The sequence below is a fragment of the Burkholderia sp. RF4-BP95 genome, from assembly GCF_001521985.1.
GTDB classification, from domain to species: domain Bacteria; phylum Pseudomonadota; class Gammaproteobacteria; order Burkholderiales; family Burkholderiaceae; genus Burkholderia; species Burkholderia diffusa.
Genome location: NZ_LOSX01000027.1, coordinates 92,459 through 115,854, shown reverse-complemented (window position 1 = coordinate 115,854; position 23,396 = coordinate 92,459). Strand labels below are relative to the sequence as shown.

Here is a 23,396-nt window from a genome sequence, read left to right as displayed (position 1 = left end):
CTCAGCCCGCCGCGTCCTCCGCCTTCCAGTCCCCCGACTTCCCGCCGCGTTTCTCCCTGACGCTCACGTCGGTGATCACCATCCCGCGATCCACGGCCTTGCACATGTCGTACACGGTCAACAGCCCGACCTGCACGGCAGTCAGCGCTTCCATCTCGACGCCGGTGCGCCCGAACGTCTCGACCTGCGCGACGCAGTGCACGCCCGGCAGTGCCTCGTCGAGTTCGAAGTCGACGGCCACGCGCGTCAGCGCGAGCGGATGACACAGCGGAATGAGGTCGGCGGTGCGCTTCGCGCCCTGGATCGCGGCGATGCGCGCGACGCCGAGCACGTCGCCTTTCTTCGCCTTGCCGTCGCGGATCAGCGCGAACGTCGCCGGCAGCATCCGGATCGTGCCGCGCGCGATCGCGATGCGTTGCGTTTCCTCTTTGCCGCCGACGTCGACCATGTGTGCGTGGCCCGCGGCGTCGAAATGGGTGAGTCCTGACATGTCTTGCTCCAGTGGAACGGAGTGCGCGCGCGAGCACGTCCCTCGATCCGGCTTCGCGATCGGCCGGGGGCGCCGAATCCCGTATCCGCACCCCGATCCGATCCAACGTTTCAACGGGCGCCTATCATAGCAGTGGCCTTCGCGGCGCCGAGCGCGCAGATGGCGCATTTGCCGCGCGGGACAGTCGCGATGTCGCCGGTACAATGACCCGAATATTCAGACCAAACGCCGCGATGCGCGCCCGGCGCGCGGGACGGCGTCGCTTTCATCCTGCCATGCGTGTCAAACAGTTGCTTGCCGTGTTGCTGTCGGCGGCGCTCGTGCTGCCGCCGAGCGGCCATGCACAGCGCACGTCCGCGCTGCCGCTCGAGCCGGCGGCAGGCGCGTCGCCGTCGATTTCCACGGTGCCGTCCGGCATCGCGACCGGCGTATTCGGCACCTACGGCGGCGCGGAGAGCCGGTTTTCCGGCGCCGACGGCGCGTCCGCGCCCGTCGCGAGCCTGCGCGCACCGCTGCGCGCGCTGGAGCTGCCCGACCTCGGCGACGGCTCCGGCGGTTCGCTCACGCCGCGGGCCGAACGGCGTCTCGGCGAGCGCGTGATGCGCGAGGTGCGGCGCGATCCCGACTATCTCGACGACTGGCTCGCCCGCGACTACCTGAACGCGATCGCGAAGCGGCTCGCGGCCGCGGCGGCCGCGCGCTACATCGGCGGCTACATGCCGGATTTCGAACTGTTCCCGGTGCGCGATCCGCAGATCAACGCGTTCTCGATGCCGGGCGGCTTCATCGGCATCAACAGCGGGCTGGTCGTCACGACGCAGACGGAATCGGAACTCGCATCGGTGGTCGGCCACGAGATGGGCCACGTGCTGCAGCGGCACATCGCGCGGATGATCGGCGCGAACGAGAAGACCGGCTACACGGCGCTCGCGACGATGCTGCTCGGCGTGCTGGCGGGCGTGCTCGCGCGCAGCGGCGATCTCGGCAGCGCGATCGCGATGGGCGGGCAGGCGTACGCGGTCGACAACCAGTTGCGCTTCTCGCGGTCGGCGGAGCGCGAGGCCGATCGCGTCGGGTTCCAGCTGCTCGCCGGCGCCGGCTACGATCCGTACGGGATGCCGGGCTTCTTCGAACGGCTCGAGCGCGCGTCGATGGGCGACGCGGGCGTGCCGGCCTATGCGCGTACGCACCCGCTGACGGGCGAACGGATCGCCGACATGGAAGATCGCGCACGCCGCGCGCCATATCGGCAGCCGCGCCAGTCGGCCGAATACGGCTTCGTGCGCGCACGGCTGCGCATCCTGCAGAATCGCGCGCCGAACGACATCGCGGCCGAGGCGCGCCGGATGCAGCTCGAGCTCGACGATCGCACGGCGCCGAACGTCGCGGCGAACGAATACGGAATCGCGCTCGCGAACATGCTGCTCGGCCAGTACGACGCGGCCGACAAGGCGCTCGTGTCGGCCCGTGCCGCGTTCGACGCGCGCGAGCGGCGCGCGGACGATCCCGAGACGAGTTCGCCGAGCCTCGACGTGCTCGCCGCCGACATCGCGCGCCGCGCGGGCCGGACCGACGACGCGGTGCGGCTCGCGGCGCTCGCGCAGCGGCGCTGGCCGGCGTCGCACGCGGCGATCGTCGCGCACCTGCAGGCGCTGATCGCCGCGCGCCGCTTCGCCGAAGCACAGACGCTCGCCCGCACGGAGGCGCAGGCGGATCCCGAGCAGCCGGACTGGTGGGACTATCTCGCGAAGGCGAGCGACGGCCGGGGCGACGTGCTCGCGCGGCGCCGCGCGCTCGCGGAGAAGCTGGCGCTCGACGGCGCGTGGCCGTCGGCGATACGCCAACTGAAGGAGGCGCGCGACGCGAAGGACGTATCGTTCTACGATCAGTCGATCATCGGCGCGCGGCTGCTGGAATTCGAGGCGCGCTACAAGGAAGAGCGCGAGGACGAGAAGAACGGCCGCGGATGACGGCCGTCAGGCGGGCAGGGTGGGTTGCGCGTCAGCTTTCGACGCTGCCGTCGCGGCCATCTGGCGAGCTGCGGCGCGCCCGCTGTGCGGGACTCGCGACGAAGCCGAACGTCGCGGGCACGTCGGCGCAGGCGAGATTGCCGAGCGACAGCGTGCGCCCGTCGCGCCAGCGCAGCACGGGCGGCGTCGCGTCGAAGTCCGCGTGATCGGCGAACAGGCCGAGGTCATGGTCGTGCAGCGCCGCGACGCGCGGCGGCGAGCCGGCCGCGCGAAACAGCACGCCGCCCGCGTCGTCGAGCCACGCGGCGTCCGGTTCGAACGGCGCGCCGGTCTGGTCGGCCAGCGCGAGTTGCCCGTCGCGTTCGGCCAGGCGCACGACCCACGGCGTATAGGCGAGCTCGACGTACACGCGCTGCGGCCCGTTCTGGAAGAACCACTGGCCGTGCGCGTCGCAGTCGTAGTTGCGCCCGATGAACGCGTTCAGCGCCGCATGCCGGACCGGCGAGCCGAGCGCTCCCGCGGCCTGCGCGGCGTCGTCGCGCAGCCGCCATTCGCCGCGCCGGTCGAGCAGCAGCCAGCCGGTGCAGTGCGGCACGTTCGGCCACTTGGCGAGGGCCTGCCTGACGATGTCATCCATGGTCGACGAATTTCGAGCAATAGCCGAACACCCGCGCCGACAGCCAGTCGAGGCGGCCGGGGAACGGCCCGGTCATGAATCCCGCGTGGCCGCCGTCCGCGGGCTGGTCGAGCTCGACGGCCGGCGACACGTCGGCGGCGCTCGGCAGCGCGGATTCGGGCAGGAACGGATCGTTGCGGGCGTTGAGGATCAGCGTCGGCACGTCGATCGCGGGCAGCAGCGGGCGCGTCGTGGCCTGGGTCCAGTAGTCGTCGGCGTCCGCGAAGCCGTGCAGCGGCGCGGTCACGACTTCGTCGAAGTCGCGCATCGTCACGGCCCGCAGCATCGCGTCGCGGTCGAACAGCCCCGGATACTGGTCGAGCTTCGCGAGCGCCTTGCGCTTCAACGTCTTGAGGAAGCTGCGCGTATAGACCATCGCGAAGCCCTGCGACAGCGCGAGGCCGCCCGCGTGCACGTCGATCGGCGTCGAGATCGCGGCGGCCGCGTGCACGATCGACGTGTCGCTGCGGTGCTCGCCGAGCCAGCGCAGCAGCACGTTGCCGCCGAGCGACACGCCGGCCGCGACGACCGGCCCGCGATGCTGCGCGGCGAGCCGGCGCAGGATCCAGTCGACCTCGGCGCTGTCGGCGAGATGGTAGAAGCGCGGCTGCCGGTTGAGCTCGCCGCTGCAGCTGCGAAAGTGCGGGACGACGGCGTGCCAGCCCTTCGCGCGCGCGGCGGCCATCATCGCCAGCGCGTAATGCGAGCCGGAACTGCCTTCGAGGCCGTGGAACAGCACGAACAGCGGTGCGTCGGGCGCCGGGGCGGCACTGTCGAGATGCGCGACCCAGTCGAGATCGATGAAGTCGTGGTCGGGGGTTTCCCATCGCTCTCGTCGGTACGCGACCGCCGGACGCCGTGCGAACAGCGCGGGCACGATGGTTTGGGCATGGCTGTTCGGCAGCCAGCGCGGTGCGCGATAGCGCAATGAATCGTCGTCGGGGGCCGGGGCCCCGGTCAGCGGCGAGGTGGGCGGAGAAGCCGTACTCATGATCGCCCCGCTAATGCGTTGCTTCGTTCTTCGTCAGTGCAGCGGACCCTGCCCGTGACGGATCTTCGCGGCGAATTGTCCGGCCGCTTGTTCGGGAATCGGGCTCGCGTGAATATGCGCGATGCGCCACTCGCCCCGTTCGTGAATCATCACGTACGTGGCGAAAACCATGTCCGGTTCGGCCGTCAGGTCGGCCTGCTGATGCGCCTCGGCGATCGTGTAGACGACGGTGCCGAGACTATCGTATACGCGGATGTCGAGCGGCTCGATCGTCACGGGACGCGTCGCGAGGCGGTTCGCCAGCCCGCTGCGGATCTGGTCGAGGCCGTGCAGATGCTCGCCGTCGGCCCAGACGCAGCTGGCGAAGTCCTCGTCGATCCACAACCCCAGCAGCGCGTCGAGATTGGCATCGGCGACGGCCTGGTAGTAAGCGTTCAGCGTATCGGCAGCGGCTTCGAAAAGGCGGGCAAAACGTGGCATCGGGGTTATCTCTCGCGCGCGTCGCGCGCCGTATTCAGCACGGCGGCCCGGATGGAGCCGCCGTACACCGGTGAATCGGATTGCCCGGCGCGTCGTGCGACGCTGCCGGCCAGGGTCAGCGCTGCCCGACGAGCATGCCGCGCAAATCGCCGAATACCTGCTCGGGACCGAGTTGGCGCAGGCAGTTCAGATGGCCGAGCGGACACTCGCGTTCGAAGCAGGGACTGCATTCGAGATGCAGCCATTGTACCTTCGCCAGCTCCGACAGCGGAGGGGTGTGGCGCGGATCCGTCGAGCCGTACAGCGCGACGAGCGGCCGGCGCAAGGCGGCCGCGACGTGCATCAGCCCCGAATCGTTGGTCACGACCGCGTTCGCGCGCGCGATCAGCGCGCACGCCTCGGACAGCGACGTCTGCCCGCACAGGTTGCGCACGTTCGGCGCGTGGTCGGCGATCGCCTGCGCGGCGGCGGCGTCCTTCTGCGAGCCGAGCGCGACGATCTGCGTGTACGGGAACGACTGGTGGACGATGGTCGCGAGCGTCGCGAAGTGCTCGGGCGGCCAGCGCTTGGCCGGGCCGTATTCCGCGCCGGGGCAGAACACGACGAGCGGCTTGCGCGTATCGAGATTGAAACGTGCGGACACGCGCGCCGTCTCGTTCAGGTCGGCGTCGAGGCGCGGCGCGGGCAGCGTCTTCATCGACTCGGGCAGCTTCGCGCCCGGCGCATACGCGAGCGCCGCGTAGTGGGTCGTCATCGGCGGACGCTCGGCCGACTTGTCCGGGTTCGCGTGCCGCACGTTCAGCAGGCCGTAGCGGTGCTCGCCCGTGTAACCGATCCGCAGCGGGATGTTCGCGAGCCACGGGATCACCGCGGACTTCAGCGAATTCGGCAGCACGTACGCCGCGTCGTAGCCGACGTCACGCAGGTCGGTCGCGAGCTGCCAGCGGCGCAGCAGCTGCAGCTTGCCGTGCGCGAGGTCGGTCGCGTAGACATCGTGGATCTCGGGCATCCGCTCGAGCACGGGCGCGACCCAGGTGGGCGCGACGGCATCGATCGCGATGCGGGGATGGAGCTTTTTCAGCAGCGCAAAAAGCGGCTGCGCCATCAATGCGTCACCGATCCAGTTCGGTGCGATAACCAGCGCTCGACGCATCAGGTCGACTTCCGATGTCGTAATGAAGCACGGCGCGCATGCACCGCGTTCGGGTTGTCAGAACAGGAAAAGGGCGGCGCGCCGGGGTTCCGGCTGCGCCGCCTCGCGTGCGGCGGGCCCGCGGGCCCGGCCAGGGCTCAGTGGCCCTTGACCACCTCGCCGTCGCGCAGCTTGTAGCGCGTGCCGCAATACGGGCAGCGCGCCTCGCCGTGCGACACGTCGATGAAGACGCGCGGGTGCGCGCTCCAGCGCGCCATGGCCGGGTTCGGGCAGTAGGCGGGGAGATCCTTGGCCGTCAGCTCGACCAGCGGCATTTCCTTGATTTCACTCATGAGACTTTCTCTTATCACTCTTTTGTGGGGCGGTCGGTGGCGCAGCGCACTCAGACCTTCGTCAGCCAGTGCGCGTACTTCGCGTTCTTGCCCGACACGATATCGAAAAATGCCGACTGGAGCTTTTCCGTGACCGGGCCGCGCGCGCCGCTGCCGATCGTGCGGTTGTCGAGCTCGCGGATCGGCGTGACTTCGGCGGCCGTGCCCGTGAAGAACGCTTCGTCGGCCGTGTAGACCTCGTCGCGCGTGATGCGCTTCTCGATCACCTCGATGCCGGCGTCCTTCGCGAGCGTGATGATCGTGTCGCGCGTGATGCCGTCGAGGCACGACGACAGGTCCGGCGTGTACAGCTTGCCGTTGTTCACCAGGAAGAAGTTCTCGCCGGAGCCTTCCGACACGTAGCCGTCGACGTCGAGCAGCAGCGCTTCGTCGTAGCCGTCGGCGGTCGCTTCCTGGTTCGCGAGGATCGAGTTCACGTACCAGCCCGACGCCTTCGCGCGCACCATGGACACGTTCACGTGGTGGCGCGTGAACGACGACGTCTTCACGCGGATGCCCTTCGCGAGGCCGTCCTCGCCGAGGTACGCGCCCCACGGCCAGGCGGCGATCGCGACGTGGATCGTGTTGCCCTTCGCCGACACGCCGAGCTTTTCCGAGCCGACCCAGATGATCGGGCGCAGGTAGCACGACTCGAGCTTGTTCTCGCGCACGACTTCGAGCTGCGCGGCTTCGAGCGTTTCGCGGTCGAACGGCACGTCCATCTGGAAGATCTTCGCCGAATTCAGCAGACGTTTGGTGTGCTCGCGCAGACGGAAGATCGCGGTGCTGCCGTCGGCCGTCTTGTACGCACGCACGCCCTCGAAGACGCCCATGCCGTAGTGCAGCGTATGGGTCAGGACGTGGATCTTGGCGTCGCGCCAGTCGATCAGCTTGCCGTCCATCCAGATCTTGCCGTCGCGGTCGGCCATTGACATAGGATTCTCCTGGGAAGCAGTTGTGCAGCGGGTTGTGTGCAGCATTGAGCCGGAAAGACGCTTATTTTAGCGTCATTTGAAGGCGATCCGGTCGGTCGGCACGGGGCCGGCGCTATAATCGCCCGGTACCGATTCCAATAACGACGGGTCGTACCGGCAGGAGGCGCCGGCGGCCCGACGAACCGCCCGCCGCGGCCCGCTTCCCATGCTCGCTCGATTCTCCGCCACCGACCGCTTCGCGCTGATCCAGGGCGCGCGCGACTATTCCCCGACACTGATGGCGATCCTGTCCTGGGGGCTCGTCACCGGGGTCGCGATGAGCAAGTCGGTGATGACGCTCGGGCAGGCGAGCGCGATGTCGATCTTCGTCTACGCGGGCTCGTCGCAGCTCGCGGTGCTGCCGCTCCTCGTCGCGAAGCTGCCGATCTGGACGATCCTGCTCACGGCCACGATGGTCAACATGCGCTTCGTGATCTTCAGCGCCGGGCTTGCGCCCCATTTTTCCTACCTGCCGCTGTGGCGGCGCCTCGCGATCGGCTATTTCAACGGCGACGTGATCTATCTGCTGTTCCAGAAACAGGGCTTCGCATACGGCCACGTGCCGGGCAAGGAGGCGTATTTCTGGGGGATGGCGCTCGCGAGCTGGGCGTCGTGGCAGGTGTCGTCGCTCGCCGGCATCCTGCTCGCGAGCTTCTTTCCCGCGAGCTGGGGGCTGGAGCTGGCCGGCACGCTCGCGCTGCTTCCGATCATGGTGTCGGCGGTCGCGAACCGCTCGACGCTCGCGGCCGTCGCGGTCGCGGGCATCGTGTCGCTGATCGCGTTCGACCTGCCGTACCGGCTCGCGCTGCCGATCGCGGTGCTGGCCGCGCTCGCGGCCGGGTGCACGGCCGATTTCTTCGTCGAACGCGCCGACTGGCGCCGCATCCGCACCGAAACCGTGCACGAAAAGGAAATCGAATGAGCGCGACGGAAATCTGGATCGTGATCGTCGGGATGACGATCGTCACGGCCGTCACGCGCGCGCTGTTCCTGATCGGCGGCGAACGCACCGTGCTGCCCGAGCGCGCGCAGCGTGCGCTGCGCTACGCGCCGGCCGCCGCGCTCGTCGCGGTCGTGCTGCCCGACGTGCTCGAAACGCCGACCGGGCTGTCGTTCGCGCTGTCCAACCATCCGTTTTACGCCGCACTGGCCGGTCTCGGCTGGTTTTTGTGGCGGCGCAGCATGCTCGGCACGATCATCGTCGGGATGCTCGTCTTCACCGCGCTGCGGCTGATCTTCTGACGAATCGTCGTGGCCGCCCGCCCGGCGCCGGCCGCTGGCGCGTCCATATTGTTGCGTTGCGGAAATGTGTCGACGGCCGCGCGCGATCCCAAATAGGCGGAATTCGCCGCCGCACGGGTCAGTCTGCCGGATGGATCGGCTAGAATGCCCGTTCGAGATTTTTTACCCGTGCGCGTCATGCGAACCGCCAGCCACGGCCGCATCCGGCGCCCTTTCGCGGCAGCCCGCGCACGTCCAGCGTGAACCCCCTTTCCCCATCCACTACTTCAATCTGTTCAACATGAGCCAAGTCAAGCGTCTTACCGACCTGATCGCCGCCGGCCAGCTCGCCGGCAAGCGGGTGTTCATCCGCGCCGACCTGAACGTCCCGCAGGACGATCACGGCAACATCACCGAAGACACGCGCGTGCGCGCGTCCGTGCCGGCCATCCAGGCCGCGCTCGACGCCGGCGCGGCCGTGATGGTCACGTCGCACCTCGGTCGTCCGACCGAAGGCGAATTCAAGCCGGAAGACTCGCTCGCGCCGGTCGCGAAGCGTCTCGCCGAACTGCTCGGCCGTGACGTGCCGCTCGTCTCGAACTGGGTCGAGAACGGCGTGAACGTCGCGCCGGGCCAGGTCGTGCTGCTCGAGAACTGCCGCGTGAACAAGGGCGAGAAGAAGAATTCGGACGAACTCGCGCAAAAGATGGCGAAGCTCTGCGACGTCTACGTGAACGACGCGTTCGGCACCGCGCACCGCGCGGAAGCGACCACCCACGGGATCGCGAAGTATGCGCCGGTCGCGTGCGCGGGCCCGCTGCTGGCCGCCGAACTCGACGCGCTCGGCAAGGCGCTCGGCAACCCGGCCCGCCCGCTGGTCGCGATCGTCGCCGGTTCGAAGGTGTCGACCAAGCTGACGATTCTCAAGTCGCTCGCCGGCAAGGTCGATCAGTTGATCGTCGGCGGCGGCATCGCGAACACGTTCATGCTCGCGGCCGGCCTGTCGATCGGCAAGTCGCTCGCGGAAGCCGATCTCGTCGCCGAGGCGAAGGCGATCATCGACGAGGCGCGCGAGCGCGGCGCGTCGGTGCCGATCCCGACCGACGTCGTGACGGCCAAGGAATTCTCGCCGACGGCCGCGGCCACGGTGAAGCAGGTCGCCGACATCGAAGCGGACGACATGATCCTCGACATCGGCCCGGATACCGCCAAGGCGCTCGCCAGCCAGCTCGAGAAGGCTGGCACGATCGTCTGGAACGGCCCGGTCGGCGTGTTCGAGTTCGACCAGTTCGGCAATGGCACCAAGACGCTCGCCGAAGCGATCGCCAAATCGTCCGCGTTCTCGATCGCGGGCGGCGGCGACACGCTCGCGGCCATCGCGAAGTACGGCATCCATGACCAGGTCAGCTACATCTCGACGGGCGGCGGCGCCTTCCTCGAGTTCCTCGAGGGGAAGAAGCTGCCGGCAGTGGAAGTGCTCGAAACGCGGGCGGCCTGAGCGTGGCGGCGCGCGCAGGGGTGACGAGGGCCGCGCGCTCCGCGAAGGCGGAGCAGCCGGCCGGCGCGGGCAAGCGCAAACGCGCGCCCGCGCGGGCGAACTCGACCCCGCGCGCACCGGCGGCCGCCGGCGACGCGGTCGTGCAGCACCACGAGATTCAGAACAAAGCGATGCCGGGCGCAAGCACCGGCACGCCCCCCGGAACGGCCGCCGCTGGGCCCGCCGATTCCGGCTCTCGCAGCGTTTCACCCAGCGCATCCACCTTGATCCAGATGAGGAGTTTCATGCAGCGCGCCACCAAGATAGTCGCCACGATCGGCCCGGCTTCCAGTTCGCCGGAGATTCTGCTGCAGATGATGCAGGCGGGCCTCGACGTCGTGCGGCTCAACTTTTCGCACGGCACGGCCGACGATCACCGCCAGCGCGCCGAGATGGTGCGCGAGGCCGCCCGCAAGGTCGGCCGCGAGATCGCGATCATGGCCGACCTCCAGGGCCCGAAGATCCGCGTCGGCAAGTTCGAGAACGGCAAGACGACCCTCGTGCCGGGCCAGGCCTTCATCCTTGATGCGGGCTGCGAACTCGGCAACGACGAGCGCGTCGGCCTCGACTACAAGGAACTGCCGCGCGACCTGAAGCCGGGCGACCTGCTGCTGCTGAACGACGGCCTGATCGTGCTGACCGTCGAGCGCGTGCTCGGCGACGAGATCCACACGATCGTCAAGGTGGGCGGCGAGCTGTCGAACAACAAGGGGATCAACCGCCAGGGCGGCGGTCTGTCGGCGCCCGCGCTGACCGCGAAGGACATGGAAGACATCCGCACGGCGATGTCGCTCGGCGCGGATCTGGTCGCGGTGTCGTTCCCGAAGAATGCGACGGACATGGAAATGGCGCGCCAGCTCGCGAACATCGCGGGCGCGCCGTACGGCATCAAGCCGAAGATGATCGCGAAGATCGAGCGCGCGGAGGCGATTCCGGCGCTGCAGAGCATTCTCGACGCGTCCGACGGCATCATGGTCGCGCGCGGCGACCTCGCAGTGGAAGTCGGTAACGCGGCCGTGCCGGCGCTGCAGAAGCGGATGATCCGGATGGCGCGCGAGTCGAACAAGCTCGTGATCACCGCGACGCAGATGATGGAATCGATGATCCACGCGCCGGTGCCGACCCGCGCGGAAGTGTCGGACGTCGCGAACGCGGTGCTCGACGGCACCGACGCGGTGATGCTGTCGGCCGAGACGGCGGCCGGCAAGTACCCGGTCGTCACGATCGAGACGATGGCGGCCGTGTGCGTCGAGGCGGAAAAGTCCGAGCACGTCGAGCTGGACAAGGATTTCCTCGACCGCACGTTTACGCGGATCGACCAGTCGATCGCGATGGGCGCGCTGTTCACCGCGTATCACCTCGGCGCGAAGGCAATCGTCGCGCTGACCGAATCGGGCGCGACCGCGCTGTGGATGTCGCGTCACTACACGCACGTGCCGATCTTCGCGCTGACGCCGCGCGTCGGCAGCGAGCGCACGATGGCGCTGTACCGCAACGTGACGCCGCTGCACGTCGACTTCAACAGCGACCGCGATTCGGCGCTGCAGGCGGCGCTCGAGATCGTCGTCAAGCAGGGCTACGTGCAGCACGGCGACATGGTCGTGCTGACCGTCGGCGAGCCGATGGGGCAGGCGGGCGGCACCAACACGCTGAAGATCGTGCGGGTCGGCGAGCATTATTGAGCGCCGGCATGCGCCGGGCCGGCCCGGCGGCCGGTCCACCGGCCGCCCGAGCCGATCGGGCACCGTTTTTTGACGAAAGCCGCGCGGGGTCTGATGCCCCGCGCGGCTTTTTTTCTGTTTTTTGGCCGGATTGTGCCGTGCGAAGGTAACAAATTGCGAGTACGCGCTACCGGCCGGTCGGAATCGGAGGCGCTTCGCGATAAAATGCGGCTATTCGACGCTCAGCCGCGCCGTGCCGCCCCGGTTTCGACGGGGCCGAGCGCCGCGCCGGCGTCAGGGCGCACCGGTTTTCATTCCAAGGAGTTCCACAATGCCTCTCGTATCAATGCGTCAATTGCTGGACCACGCGGCAGAGCACGGTTACGGCCTGCCGGCCTTCAACGTGAACAACCTGGAGCAGGTCCAGGCGATCATGGCGGCGGCGGATCAGGTCGGCGCGCCCGTGATCATGCAGGCATCGGCCGGCGCGCGTAAGTACGCGGGCGAGCCGTTCCTGCGCCACCTGATCGAAGCGGCGGTCGAGTCGTATCCGCACATCCCGGTCGTGATGCACCAGGACCACGGCCAGTCGCCGGCCGTGTGCATGGGCGCGATCCGCAGCGGTTTCACCAGCGTGATGATGGACGGTTCGCTCGAAGCCGACGGCAAGACGGTCGCCTCGTACGAATACAACGTCGAGGTGTCGCGCAAGGTCGTCGAGATGGCGCACTCGATCGGCGTGACGGTCGAAGCCGAACTCGGCGTGCTCGGCTCGCTCGAGACGATGAAGGGCGACAAGGAAGACGGCCACGGCGCGGAAGGCACGATGACGCGCGAGCAACTGCTGACCGATCCGGAGCAGGCCGCCGACTTCGTGAAGCTCACGCAGTGCGACGCGCTCGCGATCGCGATCGGTACGTCGCACGGCGCGTACAAGTTCTCGAAGAAGCCGACGGGCGACATCCTGTCGATCCAGCGCATCAAGGAAATCCACGCACGCATCCCGAACACGCACCTGGTGATGCACGGTTCGTCGTCGGTGCCGCAGGAACTGCTGGCCGAGATCCGCGAATTCGGCGGCGACATGAAGGAAACCTACGGCGTGCCGGTCGAGGAAATCCAGGAAGGCATCAAGCACGGCGTGCGCAAGATCAACATCGACACCGACCTGCGTCTCGCGATCACTGGCGCGATCCGCCGCTACCTGTTCGAGAACCCGGGCAAGTTCGATCCGCGCGACTACCTGAAGCCCGCGCGCGAAGCGGCGAAGCAGGTGTGCGTCGACCGCTACCTCGCGTTCGGCTGCGAAGGCCAGGCCGCGAAGATCAAGCCGGTGTCGCTCGACAAGATCGCCGAGCAGTACAAGTCCGGCGCGCTTGCGCAGGTCGTGCGCTGAGACTGTAGTACGATTGCCCCGCCCGGTCTTGCCGCCGGGCCGGGGCTGGCCGCCCGGGCGCCGGATTCGATCCGGCCCTCGGGGCGGCCGTTCCGTCCGGCCGAACAAGGGCCGGCCGGCAGCCGGCGGGCCTGATCGCCCGCCGGTTCGCCGACGCATTGCAAGACCGCCGTTCCCGCCTGCCGCGGGGAACGGCGTTTCCCTTTTTGTTTGGCTCCTTATCTGCGAAAAGACGATGTCTACCCTTTACGAATCCACGCTCCGCTCGCTGCCGCTCCTCGGTCGCGGCAAGGTCCGCGACAACTACGCGGTCGGCAACGACAAGCTCCTGATCGTCACGACGGATCGCCTGTCGGCATTCGACGTGATCATGGGCGAGCCGATTCCGAACAAGGGCCGCGTGCTGAACCAGATGGCGAACTTCTGGTTCGACAAGCTCGCGCACATCGTGCCGAACCACCTGACGGGCGACGCGCCGGAAGCGGTCGTCGCGGCCGACGAGGTCGAGCAGGTCAAGGGCCGCGCCGCGGTCGTCAAGCGCCTCGAGCCGATCATGATCGAGGCGGTCGTGCGCGGCTACCTGGCCGGCAGCGGCTGGAAGGAATACCAGGAGTCGGGCGCCGTGTGCGGCGTGAAGCTGCCGGAAGGCCTGCAGAACGCGCAGAAGCTGCCCGAGCCGATCTTCACGCCGGCCGCGAAGGCCGAGCTCGGCGAGCACGACGAGAACATCACGTTCGAGGAAACCGAGCGCCGCATCGGCACCGAGCTGGCCGCGACGATCCGCGACATCTCGATCCGCCTGTACAAGGAAGCGGCCGACTACGCGGCGACGCGCGGCATCATCATCGCCGACACGAAGTTCGAATTCGGCCTCGACAATCACGGCAAGCTGTACCTGATGGACGAAGTGCTGACGGCCGATTCGTCGCGCTTCTGGCCGGCCGACCAGTACCAGGTCGGCACCAACCCGCCGTCGTTCGACAAGCAGTTCGTGCGCGACTGGCTCGAGGCGCAGCCGTGGGGCAAGACCGCGCCGGCACCGGCGCTGCCGGCCGACGTCGTCGAGAAGACGGCCGCGAAGTACCAGGAAGCGCTCGAGCGCATCACCGGCCAGCCGCTCGCCTGAAGGAAGGAAGGAACGCACGAAATGAGTGAAGTCCAGACTGCCCACACGCACAGCGCGCCGCTCGTCGGCGTGCTGATGGGTTCGAGTTCCGACTGGGACGTGATGAAGAACGCGGTCGCGATCCTGCAGGAATTCGGCGTGCCGTACGAAGCGAAGGTCGTGTCCGCGCACCGGATGCCCGACGAGATGTTCGACTACGCGGAGAAGGCGCGCGAGCGCGGGCTGCGCGCGATCATCGCGGGCGCCGGCGGTGCCGCGCACCTGCCCGGCATGCTGGCCGCGAAAACCACGGTGCCGGTGCTCGGCGTACCGGTCGCGAGCAAGTACCTGAAGGGCGTCGATTCGCTGCACTCGATCGTGCAGATGCCGAAGGGCGTGCCGGTCGCGACGTTCGCGATCGGCGAGGCCGGCGCCGCGAACGCCGCGCTGTTCGCGGTGTCGATTCTGTCCGGCACGTCGGTCGACTACGCGAACCGCCTCGCCGCGTTCCGCGTGCGCCAGAACGAAGCCGCGCACGCGATGGTGCTGCCGCCGCTCGCATGACGGCGCACCGGCGGCCGCACTGGCGTTCCAGCGGCCGCCAGATCCTCATCACTGCGGCGGGCAGCGCCCGCCGCGACCGACCACTGACATGACCGCAACTCCTGATTCCGTTTCCCCGATCCTGCCCGGCGCGTGGCTGGGCATGGTCGGCGGCGGCCAGCTCGGCCGCATGTTCTGCTTTGCCGCCCAGTCGATGGGCTATCGCGTCGCCGTGCTCGATCCCGATCCGACGAGCCCCGCCGGCGCGGTCGCCGACCGTCACCTGCGCGCGGCCTACGACGACGAAGCCGCGCTCGCCGAACTGGCTGGGCTGTGCGATGCCGTGTCGACGGAATTCGAGAACGTGCCGGCCGCGAGCCTCGATTTCCTCGCGCGCACGACGTTCGTCGCGCCGGCCGGCCGCTGCGTCGCGGTCGCGCAGGACCGGATCGCGGAGAAGCGTTTCATCGAGGCGTCGGGCGTGCCGGTCGCACCGCACGTCGTGATCGAATCGGCGGCGGCGCTCGCCGCGCTCGACGATGCCGCGCTCGACGCGGTGCTGCCGGGCATCCTGAAGACGGCGCGCCTCGGTTACGACGGCAAGGGCCAGGTGCGCGTGAACACCGCGCGGGAAGCGCGCGACGCGCATGCGTCGCTCGGCGGCGTGCCGTGTGTGCTGGAGAAGCGCCTGCCGCTGAAATACGAAGTGTCGGCGCTGATCGCGCGCGGCGCGGACGGCCGCTCGGCCGCATTCCCGCTCGCGCAGAACGTGCATCACAACGGCATCCTCGCGCTGACCGTCGTGCCGGCGCCGGCCGCCGATGCCGCGCGCGTCGAGGAGGCGCAGCAGGCAGCCGTCCGGATCGCCGATACGCTCGGCTACGTCGGCGTGCTCTGCGTCGAATTCTTCGTGCTGGAAGACGGCTCGTTCGTCGCGAACGAAATGGCGCCGCGCCCGCACAACTCCGGCCACTACACGGTCGATGCGTGCGCAACGAGCCAGTTCGAGCAGCAGGTGCGCGCGATGACGCGCATGCCGCTCGGCAATCCGCGCCAGCATTCGCCGGCCGCGATGCTGAACATCCTCGGCGACGTGTGGTTCCCGAACGGCGCCGCGGCCGAGGCCGTCACGCCGCCGTGGGACACGGTCGCCGCGATGCCGGCCGCGCACCTGCACCTGTACGGCAAGGAAGAAGCGCGCGTCGGCCGCAAGATGGGCCACGTGAACTTCACGGCCGAGACGCGCGACGATGCCGTTGCCGCCGCCACCGCGTGCGCGCAGCTGCTGCGCGTGCCGCTCGACTGAGGCGCCAGCCGATGTCCATCGATCTCCCGAACTCCGTGACGCCCGCGCAGATCGACGCGGCTGCCGCGCTGCTCGACGCGGGGCAACTCGTCGCGTTCCCGACCGAAACCGTGTACGGGCTCGGCGGCGACGCGGCGAATCCCGAGGCCGTCGCGCGCATCTACGCGGCGAAGGGGCGTCCGGCGAACCATCCGGTGATCGTGCACCTGCCGCCCGGCGGCGATCCCGGTTACTGGGTCGAAGACCTGCCGGCCGATGCGCGGGCGCTGATCGATGCATTCTGGCCGGGCCCGCTGACGCTGATCCTGAAGCGCCATGCGCGCATTCCGGACGCCGTGAGCGGTGGCCAGGATTCGGTCGGCCTGCGCTGTCCGTCGCATCCGGTCGCGCAGGCGCTGCTGGCGGCGTTCAGCGCGCGGCGCGGCGGCCACGGCGGCGTCGCCGCGCCGTCCGCGAACCGCTTCGGTCACGTGAGCCCGACCACCGCCCAACACGTGCGCGACGAATTCGGCGACACCGTGCACGTGCTCGATGGCGGCCCGTCGGAAGTCGGCATCGAATCGACGATCCTCGACCTGTCGCGCGGCTTTCCGGCGCTGCTGCGCCCCGGCCACGTGACGCCGCAGCAGATCGCCGACGTGCTCGGCCGCGCGCCGCGCCTGCCCGACGGCAGCGACGCGACCGCACCGCGCGCGTCGGGCACGCTGAAGGCGCATTACGCGCCGCGCACGCCGCTCGCGCTGCTGCCGTTCGATGCGCTCGAGCCGCTGCTCGCGGCGGCGCAGACCGATGGCGAACGTGTCGCGCTCGTCGCACGCGCGTCGCGCGCGGGACGCTGGGCGCAGGCCGACGGCGTGCATTTCGTCGCGGCGCCGGAAGATCCGCAGGCGTATGCGCGCGACCTGTACGGCATGCTGCGCGCGCTCGACCGCGCGCAGGTCGCTCGCATCCTCGTCGAGAAGCTGCCCGAGACCGTCGAATGGATCGCGGTCAACGATCGCCTCGGTCGTGCGGCCGCCGCGTTCGAAGCGCGCGACTGACGCAGCCGTTCGTATCCGCTCGTGAAATGAAAAACGCCCGACCGGCGAACCGGTCGGGCGTTTTCGTTTGCGCGCGTGGCGCGCGGCTTACTTGCCGACGCCCGAGGCCGCGATCTGCTGCTGGACGTACTGCGCGAACAGCGCGTGCAGACGCGTCGTCGGGTGGACCGTGTCGGCGAACATGTAGGTCTGGTCCGCGTTGGCGGTCGTGTAGGTCTGCGGCGAGCAGAACAGCGACGAGCCGAAGGCGGTCGCGTCCGCGACGCCGTACTGGGTCGCCGCCGCGACCATCGCCTTCAGGTTGCATGCGGTGTCGGTGTTCGACACGCTGAAGCCGTTCGCCTGGTAGTTGGCCGCGATGCCGTCCTGCCACTTGAACGCATCGACCACCGCGTACTTCGTCGTGTCGACCTTCAGCGCGGCGAGCGTGCCGACCAGCGTCTGGTTGAACAGCCCCGACAGCTGCGTGAACGCGGCTTGCGTCTGCGGGCCGCCTTGCAGCGCGAGCGGCGTGCCGCCGATGTCCGGCACCGTCGCGACGAACACGTGCGACGCGCCGGCCGCGACGATCTGCTGGACGATGCCGCCGAGCTGCTGCGCGGCGAGGCCGATCGCCTGCGCGGCCGCGAGCTGCGCGGCCGGCGTGTTGCCCTGCGCCTGCGCGACCTGTGCCTGATAGAAGATGTCGTTGGCGCCGCCGTTGATCAGCACGATCTGGCCGGCGTTGAAGCTGCCGTGCTGCGTCAGATATTGCTTGACCTGGTCGGCGATCGGAGTCGTCGTGGCCTGCGCGTAGTCGGCGTTCGGCACGCTCGAGGCCGCGTGGCCGATACCCGGTTGCAGCGTCACGCGCGAGCCGCCCTGCGCGTAGCCGAGGCCGCCCGTGGCCTGCAGCGGAATGCCGAAGCCACCCTGGTTCGCGGGCTGCAGCGTGTCGCCGTAGTACTGCGCGACGTCCTGCGTCCACACCTGGCCGGGGTTGGTCGTGAAGCGGCCGCCGCCGAAGCCGAGCTTGATCTGCGAGTAGGTGCCGGCGTCCGACAGGCTGTCGCCGAACGACACGACCTGCATCTTCACGCCGGACGGCGGCGTGTTCGACGCGCTGCTGTTGTTGTCGTCGCCGCCGCCGCACGCGGCGAGCAGGGCGAGCGCGGCGCCCGCGATCGCGACCTGCGCGGTGCGCAGCAGGCGTTGACGGGTGCGCGGCGGGAATTGTCGTTGTGACTGCATCGTTCGATCTCCTCGTAGATATGGCCCGATGTGTTTCTCATCTGCCGCGCGCCGGCTCGGATCCGGGCTGCGCGGCGGCCGTTGGCTGAAACGGTTATTGGTCGCGCACGGCCGCAAGCGGCACGGTGCGCGGATCGCGATTCGCGGCCTCGGCGATCTGCGCATGATAAGCGCTCGCCCATTCGGGCGGGCCGAAAATCGCGCGCAGCTTGTTGCGCCATCCGTGGACGCGCAACGCGTCGGCCGCCATCGACACCCACTCGTGAAACGTCGCGACGAGCGGATTGTTCGAGCCGAGCGGCTCGACGATTCCGTATTGCGGCGGATCGTCGGGCGACTCCTCGACGTAGCTGCCGAACAGGCGGTCCCAGATCACGAGCACACCTGCGTAATTGCGGTCGATGTAGCGCGGATTACGTGCGTGGTGCGCGCGATGAATCGACGGCGTGTTGAACACGTATTCGAGCCAGCCGAGCTTGCCGATCGCCTGCGTGTGCACGAAGAACTGGAACGCGAGGTTGATCAGCACGATGCCGACGATCTGCTGCGGCGGAAAGCCGAGGAACGCGAGCGGCAGCCAGAACGCCCACATGCCCGCGACGGGATACATCAGGCTCTGCCGGAACGCGGTCGAGAAATTCATCCGCTCGGACGAGTGATGCACGACGTGCGCGGCCCACAGCCAGCGCACGCGATGGCTCGCGCGATGGAACACGTAGTAGAGGAAGTCCTGGCCGGCGAACAGCACGGCGAACGACAGCCAGCCGTCGTGCCACGTGAACAGCCGGAAATGTGCGTAGCAGTACGCATAAACGGGGATCACGAACAGCCACGCGAGCTTGTCGGCGCCCTGGTGCATCAGGGCGAGCGCCGCGTTGCACAGCGTGTCGCGCCACGCATAGACATGGTCCTGCGCACGCGTGCGGGCGAGGTGCCAGGCTTCCCACGCGATGCAGAGCAGGAAGACGGGCGCCAGCGCGAGCAGAAGCAATTCGACGTCGAATCGCATGGACGTGTCTCCTCCTTTCCCCTGCAAGCCGTGTGGCCGGGCGTACGGCCCGTTGTAGATATCGGTCAGGCCAACAGCCTACGCAATCGCCACGCGCTAGGCGAGGGGGGAGCGTAGAGGGTTCCCTCAGAGCGCCCCCAAACCTGTCGCTTCGCGCCAGGCCCCCCGAGGGGGCAAGAAAACCTGGGGCGGCCCGGCGTTTTCTCGAGGACAGGGTTTCTACGGAAGTCATGTGGAACGGGGCCGCGCGGTGCGGCCCCGTTTTGCGGGCACGGCTGGCGGCCCGTGCGCGGCGCGCTCGCGGCCGGGGCCGTTTCAAACCATACGGGGCGAAACCCCGGGGGCGGGGCGTCTTACCGTGATCGACGCAAGCCGACAGCCGGGCATGCGTGCGCCGCGTCGCGGCGAGTGCGTCGTCAGTGCGCGCCCGCGTAGATCCATTCGAGCAGCGTGTCGTGCGCGGCGCGCGCGGCTTCCGCGTGATCGTCGTTGATGAAGCTGACGACGATGTAGCTCTGGCCGTCGGCGCCCGCGACGTAGCCCGCGATCGCGCGCACGTCGCGCAGCGTGCCGGTCTTGATGTGCGCGTTGCCGAGCACGCCGGCGTTGGTCAGGCGGTTCTTCATCGTGCCGTCGATGCCGGCGATCGGCAGCGAATCGATGAACGCCTGCGCGACGGGGCTCGCGTTCGCGGCCTGCAGCAGCGCGGCGAGCGACTGCGCGCTCACGTGCTCCTCGCGCGACAGGCCCGAGCCGTTCTCGAGGTCGAGGTCGGGCATCGCGATTCCGCTCTTCTGCAGGAACGCGTGAATCGCGCGGCTCGACTGCTCGGGGCTCGCGGGCGGCTTGCCGGTGGCCGCGCCGATCGTCAGGAACAGGTTGCGCGCCATCACGTTGTTGCTGAACTTGTTGATGTCGTAGACGATGCTGCCGAGCACGGGGCTGTGATGGACGGCGAGCGGGCGCGCGGCGGTCGGCACCTTGCCTTCGCTGACCGGGCCCGCGATCGTCCCGCCGTCCTGCTGCCACAGCGCGAGGAAGCCGCGCGCGAAGAACGTCGTGTGATCGAGGATCGCGAGGTTGGTCGTGTGCGCACCGCAGCGGAGCGGATAGTCGCCGGCGAACGACGCGGTCATGATCCCGCCGCCGGCCGACAGCGTCGGGCGCGCGGCCGCGGCAGCCGCGCCGCACGACCCGGTGCCTTCGTACAGCTGGTTGTCGATCGACAGGTTCGCGAGCGGCGGCAGCACGTCGACGGCGATCTTGCCGTCGTCGCCCGGCGTAACCGTGAACGACACGGCCTTGAACGCATACAGCAGCGGATCGGGGCCGACGTTGTACGGTGCGCTCGCGTCGTCGTCGAACGACGGCAGGTCGCGCGTCGACGCGGCGAAATAGCTCTTGTCGAGCACGAGCCCGCCGGCCACGCGCTTGACGCCGGCCTTGCGGATCTTGTCGACGAGGTCGATCAGTTCCTCCGGTACGAGCTTCGGATCGCCGGTGCCCTTGATGTACAGGTTGCCCTGCAGCGTGCCGTCCGGATCGACCGGGCCGTCCGCGTACGCGGTCGTGCGCCAGCGGTAGTCGGGGCCGAGGATCGACAGGCCCGAGAAGGTCGTGACGAGCTTCATCGTCGACGCGGGCATCATCGGTCGGTTCGCATTCCATGCGATCAGCGGCTCGGGGTCGCCGACGCGCTCGACGACGACGCTCATCGCCGATGCCGGCACCTTCGCGCGCTGCAGCGCGACGAGTACGGACGCCGGCAGGCCGGCCGCCCGCGCAGCGGGCGACACGACGGCGGTCTTGCGCGCTTCCTTGTGGGGCTTCTTGCGGGCCTGCGCGGACGGTGCGAACGCAAGGGCCGTGCAGGTGGCGACGACGGCGGCCGCGCGCAGGAACGGGCGGGCGCGGGGGGCGAACCGGGCGGAAAGATCGGAAATCGGCATGGGCGAATACGGGAAAAGCACGGGATTCGGGCAGGGCGCGCGCGGCGCCGGAGCGCACATTGTAGAGACAAGTGCGCACACGCCCCTTGCAATCCGCCTTTCTGTTGCATTGCACGGGGCGCACGCGATTCGCGGCGCTACAATGGTCGCCATGTTTCACTCGCCCGATGGGTTCCAGCTCCGATGCGGATTCTGCTTGTTGAAGACGATCGAATGATTGCCGAGGGCGTACGCAAGGCGTTGCGCGCCGACGGCTTCGCAGTCGACTGGGTGCAGGACGGCGACGCCGCGCTCACGGCGCTCGGCGGCGAGACGTACGACCTTCTGCTGCTCGACCTCGGCCTGCCGAAGCGCGACGGCATCGACGTGCTGCGCACTTTGCGCGCGCGCGGGCTGTCGTTGCCGGTGCTGATCGTCACCGCGCGCGATGCGGTGGCCGATCGCGTGAAGGGGCTCGACGCGGGCGCCGACGACTACCTCGTCAAGCCGTTCGACCTCGACGAACTGGGCGCGCGGATGCGCGCGCTGATCCGCCGCCAGGCGGGGCGCAGCGAGTCGCTGATCCGTCACGGCGCGCTGACGCTCGATCCCGCGTCGCATCAGGTGACGCTCGACGGCGCGCCCGTCGCGCTGTCCGCGCGCGAGTTCGCGCTGCTCGAGGCGCTGCTCGCGCGGCCCGGCGCGGTGCTGTCGAAGAGCCAGCTCGAGGAAAAGATGTACGGCTGGGGCGAGGAGATCGGCAGCAACACGGTCGAGGTCTACATCCACGCGCTGCGCAAGAAGCTCGGCTCGGACCTGATCCGCAACGTGCGCGGGCTCGGCTACATGGTCGTCAAGGAAAGCTGACGCGTGAGGTCGATTCGTCATCAATTGCTGATCTGGCTGCTCGCGATCGTCGTCGCGGGCGTGGGCGCCGCGGGCTGGCTCATCTATCGGCAGGCGCTCGCCGAGGCGAACGAGCTGTTCGACTACCAGCTGCAGGAAATCGCCGCGGCGCTGCCGTCCGAGCCGTTTTCGCAGGTGTTCGGTTCGCGCACCAACGGCGACGAAGGCATCGTGATCCAGATCTGGAACCGCAACGGCGTGCTGATGTACTTCTCGCATCCGCGTGCGCCGATCGCGCCGCGCGCGGAGCTCGGCTTCTCGACCGAGCGCACCGATCGCGGCGAATGGCGCGTGTACGGCGCGATCGTCGGCGACAACGTCGTGCAGCTCGCACAGCCGCTGTCGGTGCGCAACCGGCTCGCCGCGAACGTGGCGCTGCGCACGCTGTGGCCGCTGATCGTGCTGCTGCCGTTCCTCGGCGCGGCGGTCTGGGTGATCGTCGGGCGCGGGCTCGCGCCGCTCGGCCGCGTGACGCGCGCGGTCGAGGCGCGTCGGCCGGAAGCGCTCGATCCGTTGCCCGATGCGCGTCTGCCGCTCGAGGTGCAGCCGCTCGTGCGTGCGCTGAACGGGCTGCTCGCGCGGCTGTCGGCGGCGCTCGACACGCAGAAGGCCTTCGTCGCCGATGCCGCGCACGAACTGCGCACGCCGCTCGCGGCCGTGCAGATCCAGGCGCAGCTCGTCGCGCGCGCGAAGGACGACACGTCGCGCCGCGAGGCGGTCGCCGATCTGCAGGCCGGCGTCACGCGCGCGACGCGCCTCGCCGAGCAGTTGCTCGCGCTGGCGCGCGCCGAACCGGATGGCGCGACGATGCGCGAGCCGGTCGACCTGCAGGCGCTGCTCGTCGAATGCGTGGCCGCGCATGCGCCGCTCGCACAACGGCACAGCATCGATCTCGGCTTCGAGGAGAGCAGCGCGGCGACCGTCGTCGCGGATGTCGGCGCGCTGCGCGTGATGTTCGGCAACCTGCTCGACAACGCGGTGAAGTACACGCCGGACGGCGGCCGCATCGACGTGTCGCTGACTCGCGACGCGGCCGGCCGCGTGTGCGTGCAGATCGGCGACAGCGGCCCCGGCATCCCGGCCGACGAGCGCGAGCGCGTGTTCGACCGCTTCTACCGCGACAGCTCCGCGCGGGCGCGCGCCGACGTGTCGGGCAGCGGGCTCGGGCTGGCGATCGTCAAGCGCGTCGCGGCGCAGCAGGGCGCGACGGTGACGCTCGGCGACGCGGCCGCGGGCGGCCTGCTCGTGAGCGTCGTGTTCCGCGATGCCGAGATGCCGGCGCAGGTGCCGCAGGCATCCGAATCCGTATGACGAACGGCGCCGGCGGTGGCCTAAGCCCCGTTTAAGGTCGATTAAGCCTCCTTTAAGTCAGGGTCGTTACGCTGCGTCCTAACAAAGAGGAGGTCCTA

23 protein-coding genes are annotated in these 23,396 nt (G+C 69.1%); 12 read left to right on the top strand and 11 right to left on the bottom strand.

Features of this window, described 5'->3' with window-relative positions; genetic code table 11:
- Position 1 precedes the first annotated feature (1 nt).
- Positions 2-490: a cyclic pyranopterin monophosphate synthase MoaC gene (gene moaC / locus WS46_RS11635; RefSeq protein WP_059690617.1), complete on the bottom strand. Its 489-nt coding sequence runs from the start codon at positions 488-490 to the stop codon at positions 2-4.
- Between the two features lie 275 nt (positions 491-765).
- Here moaC and WS46_RS11630 point away from each other — a divergent pair, with 275 nt between their 5' ends.
- Positions 766-2,460: a M48 family metalloprotease gene (locus WS46_RS11630; protein ID WP_059690616.1), complete on the top strand. Its 1,695-nt coding sequence runs from the start codon at positions 766-768 to the stop codon at positions 2,458-2,460.
- Between the two features lie 31 nt (positions 2,461-2,491).
- Here WS46_RS11630 and WS46_RS11625 read toward each other — a convergent pair whose 3' ends face one another.
- From WS46_RS11625 to WS46_RS11600, 6 genes are all read right to left on the bottom strand, one after another.
- Positions 2,492-3,097 carry a DUF2946 family protein gene (locus WS46_RS11625; protein ID WP_059528003.1) on the bottom strand — a complete coding sequence of 202 codons (606 nt, stop codon included), beginning with the start codon at positions 3,095-3,097 and terminating at the stop codon, positions 2,492-2,494.
- Complete coding sequence (locus WS46_RS11620; RefSeq protein WP_059528000.1) at positions 3,090-4,127, bottom strand: hydrolase; 1,038 nt, start codon at positions 4,125-4,127, stop codon at positions 3,090-3,092. Before WS46_RS11620 ends, WS46_RS11625 begins: the two co-directional genes overlap by 8 nt.
- A gap of 33 nt (positions 4,128-4,160) precedes the next feature.
- On the bottom strand, positions 4,161-4,607 hold the full coding sequence (locus WS46_RS11615) for a nuclear transport factor 2 family protein (protein WP_006749968.1): 447 nt from the start codon (positions 4,605-4,607) through the stop codon (positions 4,161-4,163).
- A 115-nt stretch (positions 4,608-4,722) separates the two neighbouring features.
- Positions 4,723-5,760: a lipopolysaccharide heptosyltransferase II gene (gene waaF, locus WS46_RS11610; protein WP_059527997.1), complete on the bottom strand. Its 1,038-nt coding sequence runs from the start codon at positions 5,758-5,760 to the stop codon at positions 4,723-4,725.
- Positions 5,761-5,897: 137 nt separating this feature from the next.
- On the bottom strand, positions 5,898-6,092 hold the full coding sequence (locus tag WS46_RS11605) for a zinc-finger domain-containing protein (RefSeq protein ID WP_006749970.1): 195 nt from the start codon (positions 6,090-6,092) through the stop codon (positions 5,898-5,900).
- Between the two features lie 50 nt (positions 6,093-6,142).
- A complete protein-coding gene (locus WS46_RS11600) occupies positions 6,143-7,066 on the bottom strand; it encodes a branched-chain amino acid transaminase (RefSeq protein ID WP_059447778.1) in 924 nt (307 codons plus the stop codon).
- Between the two features lie 205 nt (positions 7,067-7,271).
- Here WS46_RS11600 and WS46_RS11595 point away from each other — a divergent pair, with 205 nt between their 5' ends.
- The 3 genes from WS46_RS11595 (at position 7,272) to WS46_RS11585 (ending at position 9,824) form a co-directional block, all read left to right on the top strand.
- Positions 7,272-8,027 carry an AzlC family ABC transporter permease gene (locus tag WS46_RS11595; RefSeq protein WP_059690615.1) on the top strand — a complete coding sequence of 252 codons (756 nt, stop codon included), beginning with the start codon at positions 7,272-7,274 and terminating at the stop codon, positions 8,025-8,027.
- On the top strand, positions 8,024-8,347 hold the full coding sequence (locus tag WS46_RS11590) for an AzlD domain-containing protein (RefSeq protein WP_059690614.1): 324 nt from the start codon (positions 8,024-8,026) through the stop codon (positions 8,345-8,347). The genes WS46_RS11595 and WS46_RS11590 overlap by 4 nt, the downstream gene beginning before the upstream one ends.
- A 280-nt stretch (positions 8,348-8,627) precedes the next feature.
- Entirely contained in the window at positions 8,628-9,824 is a 1,197-nt protein-coding gene (locus tag WS46_RS11585; RefSeq protein WP_006481732.1) for a phosphoglycerate kinase, read from the top strand.
- 157 nt (positions 9,825-9,981) lie between these two features.
- Here the strand turns inward: WS46_RS11585 and WS46_RS36430 are convergent, their stop codons facing one another.
- Complete coding sequence (locus WS46_RS36430) at positions 9,982-10,110, bottom strand: hypothetical protein (protein ID WP_256097633.1); 129 nt, start codon at positions 10,108-10,110, stop codon at positions 9,982-9,984.
- On the opposite strand from WS46_RS36430, the gene pyk reads away from it, so the two are divergent.
- From pyk to WS46_RS11555, 6 genes are all read left to right on the top strand, one after another.
- Positions 10,109-11,545: a pyruvate kinase gene (pyk, locus tag WS46_RS11580; RefSeq protein ID WP_059447904.1), complete on the top strand. Its 1,437-nt coding sequence runs from the start codon at positions 10,109-10,111 to the stop codon at positions 11,543-11,545. The genes WS46_RS36430 and pyk overlap by 2 nt on opposite strands.
- A gap of 310 nt (positions 11,546-11,855) precedes the next feature.
- Positions 11,856-12,920, top strand: a complete 1,065-nt coding sequence (fba, locus tag WS46_RS11575) for a class II fructose-bisphosphate aldolase (protein ID WP_059690613.1) — start codon at positions 11,856-11,858, stop codon at positions 12,918-12,920.
- Between the two features lie 235 nt (positions 12,921-13,155).
- Positions 13,156-14,046 carry a phosphoribosylaminoimidazolesuccinocarboxamide synthase gene (locus WS46_RS11570; protein ID WP_059527985.1) on the top strand — a complete coding sequence of 297 codons (891 nt, stop codon included), beginning with the start codon at positions 13,156-13,158 and terminating at the stop codon, positions 14,044-14,046.
- A gap of 21 nt (positions 14,047-14,067) precedes the next feature.
- Positions 14,068-14,589 (top strand): 5-(carboxyamino)imidazole ribonucleotide mutase, encoded by a 522-nt coding sequence (gene purE, locus WS46_RS11565; protein WP_012364611.1) that lies wholly within the window; start codon positions 14,068-14,070, stop codon positions 14,587-14,589.
- 88 nt (positions 14,590-14,677) lie between these two features.
- Positions 14,678-15,874: a 5-(carboxyamino)imidazole ribonucleotide synthase gene (locus WS46_RS11560; protein WP_059527982.1), complete on the top strand. Its 1,197-nt coding sequence runs from the start codon at positions 14,678-14,680 to the stop codon at positions 15,872-15,874.
- Positions 15,875-15,885: 11 nt separating this feature from the next.
- Positions 15,886-16,914 (top strand): L-threonylcarbamoyladenylate synthase, encoded by a 1,029-nt coding sequence (locus WS46_RS11555; protein ID WP_059527979.1) that lies wholly within the window; start codon positions 15,886-15,888, stop codon positions 16,912-16,914.
- Between the two features lie 87 nt (positions 16,915-17,001).
- Here the strand turns inward: WS46_RS11555 and WS46_RS11550 are convergent, their stop codons facing one another.
- The 3 genes from WS46_RS11550 to dacB form a co-directional block, all read right to left on the bottom strand.
- Positions 17,002-18,144 (bottom strand): SGNH/GDSL hydrolase family protein, encoded by a 1,143-nt coding sequence (locus tag WS46_RS11550; protein ID WP_059690612.1) that lies wholly within the window; start codon positions 18,142-18,144, stop codon positions 17,002-17,004.
- 94 nt (positions 18,145-18,238) lie between these two features.
- Positions 18,239-19,153 (bottom strand): sterol desaturase family protein, encoded by a 915-nt coding sequence (locus WS46_RS11545; protein WP_059690611.1) that lies wholly within the window; start codon positions 19,151-19,153, stop codon positions 18,239-18,241.
- A gap of 416 nt (positions 19,154-19,569) precedes the next feature.
- Entirely contained in the window at positions 19,570-21,102 is a 1,533-nt protein-coding gene (gene dacB, locus WS46_RS11540) for a D-alanyl-D-alanine carboxypeptidase/D-alanyl-D-alanine-endopeptidase (RefSeq protein WP_059690610.1), read from the bottom strand.
- Positions 21,103-21,285: 183 nt separating this feature from the next.
- On the opposite strand from dacB, the gene WS46_RS11535 reads away from it, so the two are divergent.
- Together WS46_RS11535 and WS46_RS11530 are read left to right on the top strand one after the other, a co-directional pair.
- Positions 21,286-21,948, top strand: coding sequence for a response regulator (locus WS46_RS11535; RefSeq protein WP_040141750.1), 663 nt, complete (start codon positions 21,286-21,288; stop codon positions 21,946-21,948).
- Positions 21,949-21,951: 3 nt separating this feature from the next.
- On the top strand, positions 21,952-23,298 hold the full coding sequence (locus WS46_RS11530; RefSeq protein ID WP_059527967.1) for an ATP-binding protein: 1,347 nt from the start codon (positions 21,952-21,954) through the stop codon (positions 23,296-23,298).
- Positions 23,299-23,396: the final 98 nt, after the last annotated feature.